We start from the raw sequence: 18,395 nt of genomic DNA, 5'->3' as shown, positions 1-18,395 counted from the left end.
GCAATGGATTTTCCCATCCTCACCACCATGATGCTGGTGCCGCTCGCTGGAGCGATTGCCTGCTTGTTTGCAGGAAATGCTTCCCGCGTGATCGCGCTCGGCGCAACGCTCGTGACCTTTGGTCTGGGCGTGATGCTGTGGGCCAATTACGAGATCGGCGGCGCTCAGTGGCAGTTCCAGGAAAGTTACGAGCTCGTTGCAGGCTTCTCCTACGCGCTCGGGATCGACGGCATCGCCTTGATGCTCATCATGCTCAGCGTCTTCCTTATGCCGATCTGCATCCTTGCAAGCTGGGAAGGCATCACGAAGCGCGTTGGCGAATACATGGCTGCCTTCCTGTTCATGGAAGTCCTCATGATCGGAACATTCGCTGCGCAGGATATCTTCCTGTTCTACATCATGTTCGAGGCGGGCCTAATTCCGATGTACCTGATCATCGGTGTCTGGGGAGGCGATAACCGAATCTACGCGTCGTATAAGTTCTTCCTCTACACGCTGCTCGGCTCAGTTCTGATGCTCGTCGCAATGTTCTGGATGGTTGCCGAAGCGGGCACGTCCTACATTCCGGCACTCATGGAGTATCCGTTCCCGGGGGGAGCGCAGACTTGGCTATGGCTAGCATTCTTCGCGAGCTTTGCGGTGAAAGTGCCGATGTGGCCGTTTCACACCTGGCTACCCGACGCGCACGTGCAGGCGCCGACTGCGGGTTCTGTCATTCTTGCCGGTGTGCTTCTGAAGCTTGGCGGGTACGGTTTCATCCGTTTCAGCCTCCCGATGTTCCCGGAAGCCAGCGCTGATTTCGCATGGTTCGTCTTCATCTTGTCGATGATCGCAGTGGTCTACACCTCGCTCGTCGCGCTGGTTCAGGCGGACATGAAGAAGCTTATCGCCTATTCCTCGGTCGCTCACATGGCGATCGTGACCGTCGGCCTGTTCGCATTCAATGTTCAGGGGCTTGAGGGCGCGATGATCGTCATGCTTTCGCATGGCCTAGTGTCGGGCGCGCTGTTCCTGTGCGTAGGCGTGATCTACGACCGTCTGCACACCCGCGAGATCGAGCGTTACGGCGGCCTGTCGATCAACATGCCGTATTACGCGATCTTCTTCCTGCTGTTCACCATGGCCTCGATCGGCCTGCCGGGCACGAGCGGCTTTGTCGGCGAGTTCCTCTCGCTTGCGGGCATCTATCAGACTTCCAGCCTCGTGGCGCTGATCTGCACCACCGGCATCATCCTTGGCGCTGCCTACATGCTTTACCTTTATCGCCGCGTCGCTTTCGGGGGGCAGAAGAACCCCGATGCGGCCGCCATGTCCGACATCACCGTGCGCGAGTGGGCCATGATGGCACCGATTGCCGCCGTGGTTCTGTGGATGGGCGTCTACCCTGAAAGCTTCCTTGCACCGATGCGCGCCGACATTGCCGCGCTCGATGCGCAGATTGCTGCGGCGGCACCGGCGAGTGATGCTGAACTCGCCGCTGGCGATCCGCGTGCGGAGGCAGCCAACGCCATTGAGTACGATCACGCCGAAGGGGAGGGTCACTGATGATCGACTTTGCATCCTCTTTCGCGCTGGTCATGCCGGAACTGCTGCTGACCGCAGCAGGGCTTATCCTCCTTCTTGTTGCGGCATGGGGTGGTGACAAGCTTGCCCGCCCGGTTGCGATCCTTGCTGTCTCCGCGCTGTTCGGTGCTGGAGTTATGACGGTTCCCGGCCTTCACTTCGGCGTCGACGGGGCGGACACATACGCTTTCGGCACGCTGATGAAGGTTGACAGCTTCGCGCTGTTCTCAAAGGCGCTGATCTATCTGGCGGCCATCGGCTGTCTGATTGTCGCTCCTGCATTCTTTAATTCAGCCGCAGCTGGGGCGGAGCGCGGTCTTCGCGCCGAGTATCCGGTGCTGGTCCTGTTCGCGACGCTCGGCATGAGCATCATGGTGTCTGCCAGCGATTTCATGACGCTGTATCTCGGGCTCGAGCTCAATTCGCTCGCAGCTTATGTGCTGGCGTCGATCCTTCGCGCGGACCAGCGTTCGGCCGAAGCGGGCCTCAAATACTTCGTTCTGGGCGCGCTTGCCTCGGGCATCCTGCTTTATGGAATGAGCCTTCTCTACGGCTTCACTGGCGGCACTGACTTCGCAAGCGTACGTGCTGGCCTCGAAGGTGAGCTTTCGACCGGGCAGCTGTTCGGCCTGATCTTCGTGATGGCAGGCCTTGCGTTCAAGATCGCCGCAGTGCCGTTCCATATGTGGACGCCCGACGTTTACGAGGGCGCACCGACCCCGGTAACGGCGTTCTTCGCCACCGCTCCGAAGGTCGCCGCCGTAGCCCTGACGGCTCGCGTGGCGTTCGAGGTGTTCGGAGGTCAGGTCCTCGCTTGGCAGCAGATCGTCATGTTTGCAGCGCTGGCCTCGATCGTGTTCGGCGCGCTCGGCGCCATCGGTCAGGAAAACTTGAAGCGCCTGCTCGCTTATTCTTCGATCAACAATATCGGCTTTATCCTGCTCGGCCTTGCCGTGGCATCGCCAGCTGGGGCTAGCGCGATGCTCATTTACCTTTTCATCTATGTCGCGATGAGCCTTGGCAGCTTCGTTGCTCTGCTCATGCTGCGTAGCGAAGACGGGAACCTGTTCGAGACATTTGGAGACATTGCAGGCCTTGCGGTCACGCGTCCTGCGATTGCGTGGTGCCTCTTGCTGCTGATGTTCAGCCTCGCCGGTATTCCGCCGCTGCTTGGCTTCTACAGCAAGTTCGTGGTCTTCCAAGCGACCGTCGAGGCGGGCCTAGTAGTGTTCGCGGCCATCGCCATCGCGGCGAGCGTCATTGGCGCATTTTACTATATCAAGTTCGTCAAGGTGATGTTCTTCGATGAGCCCGCTGGTGTCGCCACCGGCAAGAGCGGAGCCGCGCATTGGGTGTTGCTAGCCATCACAGCTGTGATTATTTCGCCGCTCGGCTATTTGCTGACGCCGTCGCTGACCGATCTTGCGGACAAGGCCGCGCGCGCGCTCTTCATGGCGGTCTGATCGGACAGGCTGGTTTGATCCGTTTCGTCGAGGAAACCGGCTCTACAAACGCCGATCTCGCAGCCTCCTTGCGCTCTGCGTCTACACCGGCAGAGGGGGATTGGTTGGTCGCGCGTCGACAGACGGCGGGCAAAGGGCGTCAAGGACGCGAGTGGTTCGATGGAGAGGGCAATTTCATGGGCTCGACCGTCGTCCCCATTCGCGATGGCGATCCTCCACCAGCCTCGCTTAGCTTCGTTGCGGCGCTGGCGGTGGCAGACGCGATCCACCAAAGTGTCGAGGGCACGGTTCGCGCCGAGCTCAAGTGGCCAAATGACGTATTAGTGAACCGCGCGAAGGCGTCGGGCATCTTGCTTGAAATGGTCGAACGCAGCGTTGTCGTCGGCATCGGGGTCAACCTTGCAAGAGCTCCTAGCCTGCCGGACCGTGAGACTGCGGCGCTTGCAGATTTTGGACGAGCACCAACCGTCGAAGTCTTTGCCGACGAGCTCGCTAGCCGTTTTGCTCGCTATGTCACAATCTGGCGCGACAACGGCCTTGGAGCGGTTTTGCGCGCGTTTCTCGACGCCTCGATACACCAAAGCGGTGACCGCGTCCGGGTGCACGATGCCGATGGCTCACTGATCGAAGGCGCCTTCGCCGGGCTCGACCCATCGGACGGCGCGCTCAAGCTGAACTTGGCGGATGGCTCCGAACGTGTCATTCGAGCGGGCGACATTACCTAGAGGAGTGTAAGGCCCATGCTGTTGGCGGCCGATGTCGGAAACACCAATGTTGTTTTCGCCCTGTTCGAAGCGGACGGGGAGGGCGGTTACGTCTGCCCGCCGCGCGCTCGATGGAGGATTGCGACCGATCCGCGGCGCACTGGCGATGAATACGCTGTCTGGTTGCTGCAATTGCTCACCATCGAGGGCGTGAGCCGCGATAACATCACTCAGATCGTTTACGCATCGGTCGTGCCACGCGCCGACCATAATTTGACGGTTCTCGCGCAGAAGTATTTCGGCATCACGCCGCTGAAGGCGGGCGAGGGCAAGGCAGCGTGGCAGTTTGAGATTGATGTCGATCAGCCCAGTTCGCTGGGTGCGGACCGGGCGCTCAACATCCTCGCTGCGCACCAGAAATATGGCGGTGATATCATTGCAATCGACTTCGGCACCGCGACCAAATTCGAAGCGATTGATTTCAACGGCACTTACAAGGGCGGTTCGATCGCGCCCGGGATCAATCTCTCGCTGGATGCACTTGTAGGGAAGACCGCCAAGCTCCCCCGTATTGCCATCCGCTCGCCGGAAAGCACCAGCGTCATCGGCCGCAACACCGAAGACCAGATGCTGATCGGCGTTTTCTGGGGCTATGTTGCGATGATGGAGGGGATTGTCGCGCGTATGAAGAAAGAGATTGGCCGCCCGACCAAGGTTGTAGCGACCGGCGGGCTCGCTATCTTGTTCGACGAAGCGACCGACATCTTCGACATCGTCGACGCTGATCTCACAATTGAAGGGCTCGCCATCCTCGCCCAGCAGGCGAGCGAATAAGCTCCCTTTCCAGATAACAAAGAGAATCCGTGAAGAAGAATTACACTCCTGAAAAGGAACTGCTTTTCCTGGCCCTTGGTGGGTCAGGTGAGATTGGAATGAACGTCAACCTGTATGGCTGCGACGGCAAGTGGCTGATGGTTGATCTTGGGATGACATTTTCAGGCGGCGAGTATCCGGGCGTCGACCTTGTTTTTGCTGATCTGGAATTCATTGAAGAGCGCACCAAGGACTTGCTTGGCATCGTCCTCACGCACGCGCATGAGGATCACATTGGCGCTGTTCCATACTTCGCTGGTGAGCTGGGTGTGCCGCTCTATGCGACGCCGTTCACCGCTGATCTGGTTGCGCGAAAACTTGAAGAAGCTGGCTTGCTCGGCAAGGTCGAACTCAACATCATCGAGGAAGACCACGGACAGTTCGACATCGGACCTTTCTCTGTCACTTACCTCCCGCTTGCCCATTCAATCGCGGAAGGCAACGCGCTGCTGATCGACACGCCGTATGGCCGCGTGTTTCACACTGGCGACTGGAAGCTCGACGAGGACCCGATCATCGGAGAACCGACCACCGAAGCAGAATTGCGTGCGATCGGTGAAGAGGGCGTGCTGGCATTGGTCTGCGATTCCACCAATGTATTCAATCCCAAGCCTTCAGGTTCCGAAGGCGCCGTGCACAAGGGGCTCATGGAGGAAATCGCGCTTCACAAAGGCAAGCGCGTGCTCGTCACGACCTTTGCAAGCAATGTCGCGCGGTTGCAGACGCTTGGCGAAGTGGCGCGCGAGACGGGCCGACAAGTGTGCGTTGCTGGCCGCTCGCTCGATCGCATCATCGAGGTCGCTCAAGACAACGGCTATCTTCAGGACTTTCCGGAGACCGTCGACTTTGACACCGCCATGAGCCTGCCGCGGGGCGAGGTCCTGATCCTCGCAACCGGGGGGCAGGGAGAACCGCGTGCCGCCCTGGCCCGGATTGCGGACGACAACCACCCGCTAGAACTGGTGCCTGGCGACGTGGTGCTTTTCTCATCTCGCCAGATCCCCGGCAATGAAATCGCCATCGGCAAGATGCAGAACCAGTTGGCTGCCAAAGGGATCACGATGATCACTGATCGGCAGAGCCTCATTCATGTCTCGGGCCATCCGGGACGCCCTGAGCTTGAGGCGCTTTATGACTGGCTCAAGCCAGAAGTCTTGGTACCGGTGCACGGTGAAATTCGCCACATGGCTGAACAAGCTCGTCTTGGAAAGGCTTGCGGCATCCTCGCAGGTGTCGTCCAGAAGAATGGCGATGTGGTTCGCCTTGCGCCGGGCCAGCCCGGGAAGATTGCCGAAGTACTCAGTGGACGCCTTGTGCTTGACGGAGACATCATTGCGCCCGCCGACGGAGAAGCAGTCACCACGCGGCGCCGCCTATCCTTTGAAGGGCTGGTGGTTGCGGTACTCGCTCGCGGACAGGTGCCGGTGGTCGAACCAATCGGTCTGCCTCTCGATGAGGATCTGCCTGAGTTTATCGAGGAGACGCAGGAAGATATCCTGAAGGCAATCGGGAAGCTCAAAGGCCGCGACGCCAACGACCCTGCCGCAGTTCACGAAGCGGCTCGTCTTGCTGCACGGCGCGCAGCCCGTCGATGGTCTGGCAAGAACCCGCAGGTTCGCGTGATCATGCCAGGTCTCGGCTCGCCAGAGGTGAATTGATGCAGTTGACCTCGATCCTTGCGATCTACTTCCTGTTCTGGGTGATGAGCGCTTTCATGCTCCTCCCATTCGGCGTGCGTACGGCGGATGAGGAAGGCATCAAGAAGGTGCCCGGACAGGCTGAAAGCGCTCCGACCAACTTCAGGCCGGGACCGCTGGTGATCAAGGCCACGATCATCGCGAGCGTGTTGACCACACTGTTCGTGCTCAATTTTGAGTATGGCTGGCTGTCTGCCGAAGATCTCGACATCTTCCCTGAGCCACCGGCCCAGATCGGGCCGCGCGACTAGTCTTTCCTACTGGCGGAAGCGCTCGATTGCCTGAGCAAGCACGACATAGAGCTTGCCCATGTCCGACCCCAGGATCGTGACGCCCAGTGCGTTGCCATCGCGTGTGGACAGCATCGAGCGCAACATCGCTTCGAAATCGTGGATGTAACGACTGACATTGGCCTTGAACGCATCGTCTCGCTGATACAGTTCAGCGATTTCCTTGGCCTCTCCGCTGTTCACAAGGCGAACCGCTCGCCGTGTGAAGATACCGCGGTCACCCTTGAGATATGCATCCCACTGGGTGTCGGTGACTTCGCTCGACAGTGACGAAGCGATATCGATGGCATTCGAGTTTAGACTGTCCGTAATCAGAGCCATGCGCCGTGCGAAGTCGTTCCCGACTTGCTCTTCGGCCAATTCGCGCGCCCGCGAGACGCGCTGCTCCAGGTTGACGGTCAACTCGTTCACCTTGGCGAGTTGATCGCGCAATTGTGCGGTGGCTTCACGGCCTACGCCAGCGGCATGGCTTGCCGCCTGTTCAAGCTTCCCGACGGTTTCTGCGGTGTCATTGCGAAGAGCGCGCTCGATCTCCTGAGCTGCCTCTTTCGAGATAGTCTGCGCCAGCGTCCCGACCTTCTCGCGTGCCCCGTCCTCGAGCGCAGCGAATGCGGACTTCGTAGCGCTCTCAAGCGTGTTGAGCGCGAGCCGAAGCGTATCCTGCGTCCCTTCGGCGAACTCGCTGCTTTCAAGGCTCAGGCGCGTGAAACCGCCACGAAGGCCCTGCAGACGCGAAAGCGCTTCTTCGGATTGTTCGGTGAGCTTGGCTTGAAGGTCTGCAACCTGGCTTTCCGTATCGCTGATCTTCCCTTGCGTGGTGATCAGGTATTCGGCCAAGCCTTCGGCGTTCTCGCGAGTGCTGAACATGATGCTGGAAAGCTTGTCCGCTCGTTCCTCGACCGACCCCAGCGATCCGAGCGCCGTTTCTATCGCTTCAGGCAATTCTTCGCGGCTATGCTTGGCACCAGATTGAATGATCTCGAGCAGCCTGATGCCTGATTCCGTCAATTCAGCAAGCTGCGCCTCTGTTTCACTGAGCGCAGCGCGCTTGTCGGTCAGCTGTTTGTCGAGATCGCTGAGCCCTGCGGTGAGGTTCGTTCGTGTTGTCTCGCCTTGCTGGTCGATCGATCCGATGAGGGTAGAGAGTTTCTCAAGCTGCTCGCCAATGGCGGCCGAATGGGCAACGAGCTTCTCGGTTTCCTGCGTCTGTGCAACGCGGCGTTCCGCAAGAGCATCGTCGAGATCGGCCAGGCGCTGCGCCAGAACTTCGCTGGCCTGCGCTTCACGGGTTTCAAACTCCTCTTGGCGGCGGGTCATTTCCTCAAGGAACTTGCGGTCACGAATGCCGAGGCGTTCATCGAAGCGGATGGCTTCCTGATTGAGCTCGTGAATCCGTTTCTGTGATGCAGCAAGAGCATGGGCATCCAGTCGATCGAGCGACTCCACTGTCTTACCGACTTCTTCCTCAAAGCGTTTCTTCGAGGCGAGCAACTGGTTCAGCGCCCCCGTTTCAGCATCGCGAAGCTTGATCGAAACCGCTTCCGTTTCGCTTTCCAGGGTGGTGATCCGCTTACCAATGGCAGCGATGGCTTGCTCTTCGGCGGCTTGAACTTCGGTCCGATAGTCTGCGGCCATGGTCTTCACCGCTTCGAGGCGTTTTCCGACCGTTTCTTCCACCGCGGCAATCTGTGCCCCGAAGCTGCTGAGTATCTCACCAACACGGTTATCCAGCGCGGTCACCTGATTTTCGCTGGCCTTGCCAAACTGGTTGAGGCGTTCAAACCCTGTGACAAGCTTGTCCAACTGTTCCTGAGCCGTGCGCCCGGCCGCGCCAACCTGGTTCGACACATCGCGCGCAGAGTTGGCGACCACTGGCAGATCGTCACGAAGGCGGTTCATATTGCCAAGCGCGGTTTCGCTGGCGCTACCGATCGCATCGACTTGAGCGCCGTTCGTCTTGATGAGGGACTGGAGTTCGGCGGCGTGGGTCGAGAGCTTCTCGCTCGCGATACGGCCAAGCGATTCAAGCTCGCGCGACTGTGCCCCAAGAAACTCGCGAGCAAGGCTGAGTTCCCTATTCACGACGGTCAGTCGATCTTCAAGCTCGCGGCTTTCCTGCGAAAGAAGCGCCGCGGTTTCGGCAAAGCGCTTCGCTTCGGCACGCGAGTGCCGCATGGTCAATAACCAGACGACGCAAACAAGAAGAACCGGAACCGACCAGTCGATGATCCAGCGTGTCCATTGCGCCGGCTGTGCGCTCGCAGCGTTCAGCAGCTGATCCTGCATCGCCCAAACGTAGAGACCGGTCCATACCGCAACGACACTGAAGGCGAGGGCAGGGGCGACCCAACCGAAACGCGACGCGGTTACGTAAGCATCGTCCTCAAAGGCAGCCTCGTCGGCGTACTCCTCAGTGTAATCCGAAAGATCGAGCTCGCCATCGCTGGCAGCGATCTCGTCAGGCGCAGCTGCGCCCGATTCGGTTTCGGATTGCGCATCTTGCGCGGCGTTGGGGCCCACGGCCCGGATATGGTGTCCGCCTGACATTCCGTGAAGATACCACAGCTTAGGCTGGGATAAACCCCGCATTAACTCCAAGTGCTTATCCATCTCAGTCATGGCCTATGAAAGCGGAGCCCTCGACGCGACATTAGCGGCAGCTGCCGGAGACGATCCGGCACTGCTCGGCGAATTGCGCTCGGCATTTGTGGAAAGCGCCACCAAGCAGCTCGACCTGCTCAAACGCTCGCGCTGTGATGGCAACTGGAATGTCGCAGCAATGCGATTGAAGGGCCTCGCTGCCAGTTTTCATGCCGAGGAGCTGCTGCTCGCTGCTGAAAACGCACTGTCGTCTGCGCCCGGAGAGCCTGCGGCCATTCGCCAGATCGAGACGGTTCTCGACCGCTTCGATGGCCGGGGCGTGGGCTTCCAGTAACGACGCGGGCGGTTTTCACTGCCACTCACCGCAAAATGATGGGGTTTGCCTGCGCTCGCCGGTTGATGAGCGGCGTTTGCTACGCCTAGCTTCGCGGACATTCTCAATTGGAAAGTCCCACATTGCGCACCGCTCTTGTCGCCGCGATCAAACGCACCTCTTCTGGCAATCTGCTGGCTGAGCTGACGCTTGGTGGGCGCAGCGTCCTGGCGTGGCAAATCGAGCTTGCTCAAGCGCTCGGTTGTGAACGTGTCGTATGTATGTGCGAAAGCCCTTCCGAAGAGGTGCTGGCCCAGCAAAAATGGGTCGAGAGCGATGGCCATGAGTTTCATGTGGTGCGCGGAAACATCCAGCTGACCGGCATCATGCGGGCTGATGACGATCTGGTGCTGATTGCCGACGGGCTTGTGCCGGACCGCGGGGCTGTTCTTGGCTTGATGAGCGATCAAGCCCAGCTGAAAAAGGGGATCTGGACCATCGCCTCAGGCCACGAACTGGCCGAAGCTTTTCCGGAGGATTTTGAAAGGATCGACCGGGATCGGCACTGGGCTGGTCTTGCGATCATGCGGGCCGGCAAGGTCCAGGAGCTTGCCGATCTTCCACAAGACGGCAATGCGACCTCTCTCCTGCTGCGGCTTGCACTGCAAGCAAGGACGGAGTGCCTTGCTGTGTCCTCAGACAGTCTAGAGGAAGATCGCTGGCTGCTGGCGACGTCGCAGGCAGCTCTGGAAGAGCGTGAGCGTGCGTTGATCACCTCAAGTGCGCCAGCGGCACCAGCAAGCGCACCATTCCAAGCCGTCGCTGATGCGATTGTTCGCGAAACAGCACCGCGCTGGCTTGAAAAAGGCGCAGAGATGAGCGCGGTCGGCGCCATCGCGATGCTTGGTATTGGCGCGCTGCTTGCGGGACTTGGTCTGGGGCCGTGGGGCTTGGGTGTTGCCGCAATTGGTGCCTTTGTTGGTCAACTGAGCGGTTCTTGGGCACGCATGCGCTCTGCGCTTTGGTCGCGCGGGGCGAGTGCGCGGCTTGAACGTGGGCTATCGATTGTCACGGACCTGCTATGCGTTGCTGCCCTTGCCTTGACGATAGCCTCAACTTCGATCTCTTTGCCGCTGATATCATTGGCTATTCTTGCAATGGTTTTGTCGCAGATAGCCGGGGAAGGTCATACGCCTAATAGACCTCCGCTCGTTACAGCCATCTGGAGGGACCGCGCATTGCATATGGCTATCTTCGCAGGCGCTGCGGGTTTTGGACTGTTGCCGGAAGCGCTTGCTCTCTTTGCACTCGCGGCCGCAGTGCAATTGATGCTGCGTGAGCGAGCATATTGAGCTAACCCCGCCTTAACCATAGGCGCTGTATGGGGTGCCGGATGGGCGAAATGGGAATGGACCGGACTGAAACCACCTTTGTGGAAGCTATCCTGAAGGATGAGCTGGAGCGTGAAGATCGCGCGCTGCGTTCGGTTGCGCCGGTCATTTCGCACATGCTCGACACAGGTGGCGGCTCTCTTGTCAGCGACGCGGCAGTCGCGAGGTTGCGCGGCATGCTAAGCGATATCGCGCGGCAGTTGCTTGAAGCTGTCACATCCAGCGCGGCGAGCGATGAGGAAATCGACCGCATTGTCGATGAACTTTCGAATGATAGCGCCCTAATTGACCACCTCTATGCGCTCGCGATGGAGGGGCACTTGGCGGACCGGCTAGAAACCCAATTTGGGATTGATCCTGTCCTCAGCCCGCTGATGCAGGAGCTGATTGCGTCCAATCATCCCGATACTGCCGAACTCGCGATGAGTGCGATGGCGGCTCAATCGCGCTTCAACCTGTGTCAAAGACGCATGGAATTGCCGCTCGGAGAGCTTCCCTCGGAGTTGTTCGCGGCTGTGATCGAGCGCTTTTGCAATGCCGCGCAGGATTGCGAACCTGCACAGCTTGATCGAGCAATGGGGCAGCTAAAGGCGAACTATGACGAGGCGGCAACGCGGCTTGGCCTGCTGGCACGGGTGACATCGAACATGCGTGGAGGGGCGATTGCGGGGCTGAACCTTGAACACGCCGGGCTTGCTCTGTTCGCAAGCTCGCTAGCGGCGCTTACCATGCAAAGCCGTGACCATGCGATTTGTGCCTGCCATGATCGCCAATCGGCGCGGTTGACCATCAGCCTCCGGGCCGCCGGACTCGATGCAGAAGAGATCGAAACGCAGTTCGGCCTGCTCGACCAGAGCCAGTCGCCGCCCGACGGAATTGCGTCAATGCCGCCTGAGGTCGCCAAGGAGTTGCTCAAGGCATCTCGCGGAGGGCTCGCGTGAACCGGCAACAATCCATCACGGCCGCCCGCGGTTTGACCGATGCTCAGGACCGGTTGCTGACTGCCGATGAGCCTTTGGCAGAACTGCACGAGGCATGCGGTGGCACTCTACCTGGAACGCTCGCCATTCCTGAGCTGTTGGCGCTCGTGCGCCGCTCACGGGGCATGGGCCTTCGCATCGCGAAGGAATTCAGTGCATTTGATGGCGAAGAGATCGTCAGCGGATTTGCTCGAATTCAGCCAATTGACGATGATGAGCTCGGCGGATGCGAGGTGATCGTCGAGAACTGGCACCGGGCCGTTCAGAGCGAAACCAGCTCACATGACGATGCGCAGAGGATCGATGAAGTCGACCGCGCAACGGCGGAGGTCCGCGCCCGTCTGGATGCTCGCCAACAGGTCCAAATCGTCACCGACTGCGCTGGTGATGCGACCAGCTTCAAAGATGCTGTCGAGGCAAATCCGGGCAGCGCGTGGTCCGATCATGTCGAGTTGCAAGGGATCTCGCACCAGCAGCCCCTTCATTGGCGCCTACTAGACGGCGCGAGCGCCAGCATACCCGGTTCGTCTCGCAATTGGCGTGTGAGGCTAATACCCTTGGGTCCGAATAGAGCGGCGCCGCGCGGTTTCGAGCTGCTCTTGCTCGCGAATGAACCGCTGGGTGTTGATGGCGCAGGGACTGAGCCAGCAGAGATCGAGGGCGCGCATTCCCGCATAATCGGCAGCGCGCTCACCCCGGTTCTGCGCCAACCGATCGCGCGCATCATCGCCAATGCCGAAACCATCCGCACACGGCTCGCCGGGCCCTTGCGCGACGAATACAGCGAGTATGCCGGCAATATCGCAGCTGCCGGTCAGCACTTGTCGGGCATGCTCGATGACCTTGCTGACCTTGAAGTGGTCGAGGCTCCGGGCTTCTCTACCGCAAGCGAGCGGGTTGATCTCGCTGACGTCGCAAGGCGCGCGACGGGAATACTTGGGGTCAGAGCCCGTGATCGCAAGATCGATTTCGCGATCGAATGCGGTGATGAGCCTGTGATTGCGATGGGCGAATTTCGCCGCGTCCTCCAGATCTTAATCAACCTGATCGGTAACGCGATTGCCTATTCGCCCGAGGGTAGCACCGTGACCGTGACGGCTCAGAAAGCGGGTGAGGGATTGGTCAGCGCAAGTGTGCGCGATGAAGGGCCTGGCGTGGATGCCGAGCAGGCCGAGAAGATCTTCGACAAGTTCGAGCGTCTTGGCCGGGACAGTGATGGCGGAAATGACACAGGCTCGGGTCTCGGCCTCTACATCTCGCGCAAGCTGGCACTGGCAATGGGAGGCGATCTCGAAGTCGTTCAACCGAGCCAGGACGAAGTAAGCGCTGGGGCGCAGTTCAAGCTTACGCTCGCCGCAGCCGATACCTCGAAGTCCTAGCAAAAAGGCCCGCCCGGTGAGGGGCAGGCCTTTTTTCAAATGCGTTGCTCTTAAGGGCGAGCCTTAGCGTTCGCTCAGCGGCACGTAGTCGCGCTCAACTGGACCGGTGTAAAGCTGGCGAGGACGTCCGATGACCTGTGCTGGGTCGGAGATCATCTCGTTCCACTGCGCGACCCAGCCCACCGTGCGGGCAAGGGCAAACAGAGCGGTGAACATCGTGGTCGGGAAGCCGATCGCCGACAGGATAATGCCTGAGTAGAAATCTACGTTCGGGAACAGCTTCTTTTCTTTGAAATACGGATCGTTGAGAGCGATCTCTTCGAGCTGGAGCGCGGTTTCGAACACCGGATCCTTGACGTTGAGCGCCTCGAACACCTCGCGCACCGTCGACTGCATGACCGTCGCACGCGGGTCGTAGTTCTTGTAGACGCGGTGGCCAAAGCCCATCAGACGGAACGGGTCGTTCTTGTCCTTGGCGCGCTCGATGTAGTGCGGGATGCGGTCAGGCGTGCCAATCTCGCGCAGCATGTTGAGAGCCGCTTCGTTTGCGCCGCCGTGAGCCGGGCCCCAGAGGCAGGCAATGCCAGCTGCGATACAGGCAAACGGGTTTGCGCCCGACGAGCCGGCGAGGCGAACGGTCGAGGTCGATGCGTTCTGTTCGTGGTCGGCGTGGAGGATGAAGATCCGGTCCATCGCCTTTTCTACCGCCGGAATGACTTCGTATTCTTCAGCCGGAACGCCGAAGGTCATGCGCAGAAAGTTGCCCGTGTAGCTCAGGTCGTTCTTGGGCTGCATGAATGGCTGACCGACCGAGTATTTGTAAGCCATCGCTGCGATGGTTGGCATCTTCGCAATCAATCGGTGCGAACTGATCTTGCGGTGCTCGGGGTCCGAGATATCGGTGCTGTCGTGATAGAAGGCCGACAGAGCACCAACAACGCCGCACATGATTGCCATCGGGTGCGCGTCACGGCGGAAGCCCTGATAGAACGTGTTCAACTGATCGTGCAGCATGGTGTGCCGCGTGATCGTGTAATTGAAGTCCTCGTACTCCTGCTGGCTCGGCAGTTCGCCATTAAGAAGCAGATACGCGGTTTCCATGAAACTCGAATGCTCGGCCAGCTGGCCGATCGGATAGCCGCGGTGAAGAAGGACACCTTCCTGGCCGTCGATATATGTCAGCGCGCTTTCGCAGCTTGCAGTCGACTTGTAGCCGGGGTCAAAGGTGAAGGCGCCGGTTGAACCATACAGCTTCCGAATATCGACCACATCAGGGCCGGTGCTGCCTTCGAGCACGGGAAACTCGTAAGTTTGCCCGCCTAGTTCGAGTTTCGCCTGCTTGTCTGCCAAGTTAAGTCTCCTGCCGTATTTCTATTCAGCGTGGTCGCCCAGACTTCAAGAAGCCTGCGCGTCGATCCGTGCCAGGGATTCTTCCCGTCCCAACAGGACCAGAACATCGAAAATACCGGGCGACGTGGTCGTCCCGGTCAGTGCGGCGCGCATTGGCTGCGCCAGCTTGCCAAGCCCCAATCCCTGTTGCTCCGCAAGCGATTTGGTAGTGGCTTCGAGTGCCTCGATTGTCCAGCTATTTTCCTTTGCAAGAGCCGTTGAAACCAGTGCAAGTCGAGCGCGACCCTCGTCATCGAGCAGCTTGGCGGCTTTTTCCGTCATTTCCAAGGGTCGCTTTGCGAACAAAAATCCAGCGCCTTCAGCGAGTTCGTCGACATTCTTCGCGCGCGTTTTCAGTACGGGCATGGCTTCGGTGAGAATCGCCGCATCCGCACCTTCGCCGATCTTGGCTGCGACCAACTCAGCGAGACGCGCGTTGTCAGCCTCGCGGATGTAATGTCCATTCAGGTTTTCGAGCTTCTTCATGTCGAAGCGCGACGGACTCTTACCAACGCCAGACAAGTCGAACAGCTCGATCGCCTCTTCGCGGGTGATCTCCTCACGGTCACCGTGACCCCAGCCAAGACGCAGCAAGTAGTTGAACAGCGCTTCGGGCAGGATGCCGAATTCGTCGCGATAGGTCTCTGCCCCCAGAGCGCCGTGACGCTTCGACAGCTTCGCCCCGTCGGACCCGTGGATCAAAGGGACATGCGCGTAGATCGGATCGGGCCAACCCCCTTCGATTGCATCCATTGCGCGATAGATCGGCAACTGGCGAAAGGCGTTGTTGAGGTGATCGTCGCCTCGAATTACGTGAGTGACGCCCATGTCATGATCGTCCACCACTACGGCGAGCATGTAGGTCGGGGTCCCGTCGGCGCGAAGGATGATGTAGTCATCAAGCTCCTCGTTGCGCACCGAGACTTTGCCCTGGACCTGGTCTTCAATGGTGGCTTCGCCCTCGAGAGGGGTCTTGAGGCGGACCGCGTAAGAAGCGCCTTCGGGAGCCTCCGAAGGGTCGCGGTCGCGCCAGCGTCCATCATACCGCATGGGTTGTTTGTTTGCGCGCTGCTCTGCGCGCATGGCTTCAAGTTCTTCAGGCGTCGCAAAACATTTGTAGGCATGGCCTGCCTCCAGCAGCTTGTGAGCAACCTCGGCGTGGCGTTCTGCGCGCTGTGACTGGAACGTGGGCTCCTCGTCGTAATCAAGTCCTAGCCAATCCAGTCCGTCCAGGATCGCGTCGATCGCTCCCTGCGTGGAACGCTTCTTGTCCGTGTCCTCAATCCGCAAAAGCGCCTTGCCGTCGTGGTGGCGGGCATAAAGCCAGTTGAAGAGCGCCGTCCGAGCTCCACCGATATGGAGGAAGCCGGTCGGCGAAGGTGCAAAGCGGGTGACAACTGGACTTGCCATGGGCTTGATATTCCTATTCATTCAGGCGCATTGAGTATGGCCGAACCCGAGGGGGGAAATGGGCCCTTGGCCAATACGCCGATCATTCCGATTGCGGGCGAGCCCGACAGCAGCGCCGAAGCTGCGCGAGCCGGTCCGTCCAGGCCTCGAGAGGCCGCTGCGCGCCTGTGGCAAAGGGGCGGCGGATTGTCCAGCGCTGCGAGCGCGGTTGCGACCAAGGTCGAAGCCTTTTTAGCCGGCGCTGGCTTTGACCGCGCGCCGTGGCTGGCGGTTGTATTTGTATCAGGGATCCTGAGTTGGTTCGCCTTGCGGAACGAGTGGCAATGGATTGGCGCCATCGCGCTTTCCCTATTTGTGGTCCTGTCCGCTGTCGCTGCATGGAGAGGCCGGCCTGAGCGCGATCATGTTCGAACCGCAGTAATTGCTTGCGGATTGGTGTTTGCCGCCGGGGTCAGCGTCATCTGGCTGCGCTCTGAAATGGTCGGTGCACAGCCAATCGAACGCCCTATGATTGAGCGGGTGCAGGGATATGTCCTCGAACGGGACGACCAACCCTCTAACGACCGCATTCGCCTGACACTGGCTGTTCGTGACGCGGCCAATGGGCAGGGCCGCAAGATAAGGGTCAATGTACCGCTCGACGTGGCGGCACGTGCAAGCGACGGTCAGGCTACGGGAACGCTGTCCGAAGGCGCGGTTGTTCGCATGCGTGTGCGTCTCATGCCTCCGGCAAGCCCTATGCTGCCCGGAGCATACGACTTTGCGCGCGCCGCATGGTTTAAGGGGTTGAGCGGTACTGGCAGCGTGTTGGGCGATATCGAGATTGTTGAGCCTGCGCCGCAGACAAGCGGCATCGCCGCGATGCAACGTGCCTTGTCGGCGCACGTTCGCGACCGGGTTGACGGGTCGGCCGGCACCATCGCGGCGGCCTTTGCGAGCGGCGACCGTGGTGCAATCGCCGAGAAGGATGAAGACGCGATGCGCGATGCAGGGCTCACGCATTTGCTCGCGATCAGCGGCCTGCACGTGAGCGCGGTGATCGCCGCTGCTTATTTCATTGCACTGAAGCTTCTGGCGTTGTTTCCGGCGATCGCCCTTAGAGTGAGGCTACCAGTTGCAGCTGCCGCTTTCGGAGCGCTTGCTGGCATCGCATACACCTTGCTGACAGGCGCGCAGGTCCCCACCGTTCGAAGCTGCGCAGCGGCGATGCTGGTGCTGATTGCCCTTGCTCTGGGCCGCGAGGCTCTCTCGCTTAGGATGGTCGCAGCTGCTGCTGTGTTTGTATTGCTGCTTTGGCCGGAGAGCGTCATCGGGCCGAGTTTTCAGATGAGCTTTGCGGCGGTGCTCGCCATTGTCGCGTTGCATTCGTCAAGTCCGGTGAAAGCATTTCTCGCGCCGCGAGAAGAGAGCTGGTCGAGCCGCGCGGGAAGGCGGGTCTTGATGTTGTTCTTCACGGGTCTCGTCATCGAGATAGCGCTGATGCCTATCGTGCTGTTCCACTTCCACCGTGCTGGTGTCTACGGCGCGTTTGCCAACGTGCTGGCCATTCCGCTGGTCACGTTCATTTCGATGCCGCTGATTGCGTTTGCGTTGGCATTCGATCTGGTAGGGCTGGGCGCACCGTTCTGGTGGCTCGTCGAGCGCTCTCTCAACCTGCTTCTTTCGATCGCTCACATCACCGCATCGCAGCCCGGAGCGGTGAAGCTGATGCCTCAGATGAGCGGTGCGACCATTGCTCTTTTCGTAGGAGGAGGCCTTTGGCTCGCGCTATGGAGCGGTAAGGCAAGGCTGCTCGGGTTCGTGCCTGCGGCGCTCGCTACGACACTGCTCATGGCAACCCCGATACCTGACGTTCTCATCGGCCGGGAAGGAAGGCACGTCGGTATCACGATCGAGAACGAGGATGGAAGCCGAAGTCTGCTCTCGCTCAGGGACAGCCGCTCGTCCTACTCGCGTGACAACTTGCTGGAACTCGCAAGCGTTCAGAGCGAACCCATCCCGCTCGCCGATTGGGAAGGCGCTCGCTGTTCGACCGAGTTCTGCACGATCAACCTCGAGCGTGGGGATCGCGAATGGTCGCTCCTACTTGCGCGCAACCGTGATCTGATCGAGGAACGCGCTCTAGCCGCTGCCTGTGAGCGAGCCGATATTGTAGTTGCCGACCGATTCCTGCCGAGGTCTTGCAAGCCGCGTTGGCTCAAAGCAGATCGCAGCCTGCTTCTGCAAAGCGGTGGATTGGCACTCAACCTCAAGGACCAGCAAATCGTTAGCGTGGCTGAAAGCCAGGGCGGACATGGCTGGTGGCGAGGGGAAGGCGATTAGGCATTCCCCCGCCGACCGAT

General features: G+C 59.8%; 14 protein-coding genes. 11 read left to right on the top strand and 3 right to left on the bottom strand.

Features of this window, described 5'->3' with window-relative positions:
* Positions 1 to 3: 3 nt before the first annotated feature.
* From NAP1_RS05790 to NAP1_RS05765, 6 genes are read left to right on the top strand one after another with little or no spacing between them, the layout of a single operon-like run.
* Positions 4 to 1,545, top strand: coding sequence for an NADH-quinone oxidoreductase subunit M (locus NAP1_RS05790; RefSeq protein WP_007164307.1), 1,542 nt, complete (start codon positions 4 to 6; stop codon positions 1,543 to 1,545).
* A 2-nt stretch (positions 1,546 to 1,547) separates the two neighbouring features.
* Positions 1,548 to 3,026, top strand: coding sequence for an NADH-quinone oxidoreductase subunit NuoN (nuoN, locus tag NAP1_RS05785; protein WP_040464760.1), 1,479 nt, complete (start codon positions 1,548 to 1,550; stop codon positions 3,024 to 3,026).
* Entirely contained in the window at positions 2,912 to 3,751 is an 840-nt protein-coding gene (locus tag NAP1_RS05780) for a biotin--[acetyl-CoA-carboxylase] ligase (protein WP_371169715.1), read from the top strand. Before nuoN ends, NAP1_RS05780 begins: the two co-directional genes overlap by 115 nt.
* A 15-nt stretch (positions 3,752 to 3,766) precedes the next feature.
* On the top strand, positions 3,767 to 4,564 hold the full coding sequence (locus NAP1_RS05775; protein WP_007164304.1) for a type III pantothenate kinase: 798 nt from the start codon (positions 3,767 to 3,769) through the stop codon (positions 4,562 to 4,564).
* Between the two features lie 29 nt (positions 4,565 to 4,593).
* Positions 4,594 to 6,261 carry a ribonuclease J gene (locus tag NAP1_RS05770; RefSeq protein WP_007164303.1) on the top strand — a complete coding sequence of 556 codons (1,668 nt, stop codon included), beginning with the start codon at positions 4,594 to 4,596 and terminating at the stop codon, positions 6,259 to 6,261.
* The gene (locus NAP1_RS05765; protein ID WP_007164302.1) at positions 6,261 to 6,551 is read left to right on the top strand and encodes a DUF1467 family protein; all 291 of its coding nucleotides are present in this window, start codon (positions 6,261 to 6,263) and stop codon (positions 6,549 to 6,551) included. The genes NAP1_RS05770 and NAP1_RS05765 overlap by 1 nt, the downstream gene beginning before the upstream one ends.
* 6 nt (positions 6,552 to 6,557) lie before the next feature.
* On the opposite strand, the gene NAP1_RS05760 is transcribed toward NAP1_RS05765, so the two are convergent.
* Positions 6,558 to 9,137: a hypothetical protein gene (locus tag NAP1_RS05760; protein WP_040464286.1), complete on the bottom strand. Its 2,580-nt coding sequence runs from the start codon at positions 9,135 to 9,137 to the stop codon at positions 6,558 to 6,560.
* A gap of 70 nt (positions 9,138 to 9,207) precedes the next feature.
* Here NAP1_RS05760 and NAP1_RS05755 point away from each other — a divergent pair, with 70 nt between their 5' ends.
* The 4 genes from NAP1_RS05755 (at position 9,208) to NAP1_RS05740 (ending at position 13,254) form a co-directional block, all read left to right on the top strand.
* Complete coding sequence (locus NAP1_RS05755; protein WP_007164300.1) at positions 9,208 to 9,525, top strand: hypothetical protein; 318 nt, start codon at positions 9,208 to 9,210, stop codon at positions 9,523 to 9,525.
* Between the two features lie 122 nt (positions 9,526 to 9,647).
* On the top strand, positions 9,648 to 10,856 hold the full coding sequence (locus NAP1_RS05750) for a hypothetical protein (RefSeq protein WP_007164299.1): 1,209 nt from the start codon (positions 9,648 to 9,650) through the stop codon (positions 10,854 to 10,856).
* 41 nt (positions 10,857 to 10,897) lie between these two features.
* Positions 10,898 to 11,836, top strand: coding sequence for a hypothetical protein (locus tag NAP1_RS05745; RefSeq protein ID WP_007164298.1), 939 nt, complete (start codon positions 10,898 to 10,900; stop codon positions 11,834 to 11,836).
* Complete coding sequence (locus NAP1_RS05740; protein WP_007164297.1) at positions 11,833 to 13,254, top strand: sensor histidine kinase KdpD; 1,422 nt, start codon at positions 11,833 to 11,835, stop codon at positions 13,252 to 13,254. The genes NAP1_RS05745 and NAP1_RS05740 overlap by 4 nt, the downstream gene beginning before the upstream one ends.
* A gap of 63 nt (positions 13,255 to 13,317) precedes the next feature.
* Here the strand turns inward: NAP1_RS05740 and NAP1_RS05735 are convergent, their stop codons facing one another.
* Together NAP1_RS05735 and gltX are read right to left on the bottom strand one after the other, a co-directional pair.
* The gene (locus tag NAP1_RS05735) at positions 13,318 to 14,604 is read right to left on the bottom strand and encodes a citrate synthase (RefSeq protein ID WP_007164296.1); all 1,287 of its coding nucleotides are present in this window, start codon (positions 14,602 to 14,604) and stop codon (positions 13,318 to 13,320) included.
* Between the two features lie 45 nt (positions 14,605 to 14,649).
* Positions 14,650 to 16,053: a glutamate--tRNA ligase gene (gltX, locus tag NAP1_RS05730; RefSeq protein WP_007164295.1), complete on the bottom strand. Its 1,404-nt coding sequence runs from the start codon at positions 16,051 to 16,053 to the stop codon at positions 14,650 to 14,652.
* Positions 16,054 to 16,089: 36 nt separating this feature from the next.
* Between gltX and NAP1_RS05725 the strand changes: the two genes are divergently transcribed.
* On the top strand, positions 16,090 to 18,375 hold the full coding sequence (locus NAP1_RS05725) for a ComEC/Rec2 family competence protein (RefSeq protein ID WP_007164294.1): 2,286 nt from the start codon (positions 16,090 to 16,092) through the stop codon (positions 18,373 to 18,375).
* Positions 18,376 to 18,395 lie beyond the last annotated feature (20 nt).

The organism is Erythrobacter sp. NAP1, assembly GCF_000152865.1.
In the GTDB taxonomy this organism is placed as follows: domain Bacteria; phylum Pseudomonadota; class Alphaproteobacteria; order Sphingomonadales; family Sphingomonadaceae; genus Erythrobacter.
This window is presented reverse-complemented; position numbering and strand designations above follow the sequence as displayed.

Bases quoted from the DNA above. Each gene is read 5' to 3' on its own strand.
- NAP1_RS05790 (WP_007164307.1), top strand. From the start codon at position 4: ATGGATTTTCCCATCCTCACCACCATGATGCTGGTGCCGCTCGCTGGA.
- NAP1_RS05775 (WP_007164304.1), top strand. From the start codon at position 3,767: ATGCTGTTGGCGGCCGATGTCGGAAACACCAATGTTGTTTTCGCCCTG.
- NAP1_RS05765 (WP_007164302.1), top strand. From the start codon at position 6,261: ATGCAGTTGACCTCGATCCTTGCGATCTACTTCCTGTTCTGGGTGATG.
- NAP1_RS05760 (WP_040464286.1), bottom strand. From the start codon at position 9,137: ATGTCAGGCGGACACCATATCCGGGCCGTGGGCCCCAACGCCGCGCAA.
- NAP1_RS05755 (WP_007164300.1), top strand. From the start codon at position 9,208: ATGGCCTATGAAAGCGGAGCCCTCGACGCGACATTAGCGGCAGCTGCC.
- NAP1_RS05745 (WP_007164298.1), top strand. From the start codon at position 10,898: ATGGGCGAAATGGGAATGGACCGGACTGAAACCACCTTTGTGGAAGCT.
- gltX (WP_007164295.1), bottom strand. From the start codon at position 16,053: ATGGCAAGTCCAGTTGTCACCCGCTTTGCACCTTCGCCGACCGGCTTC.
- NAP1_RS05725 (WP_007164294.1), top strand. From the start codon at position 16,090: ATGGCCGAACCCGAGGGGGGAAATGGGCCCTTGGCCAATACGCCGATC.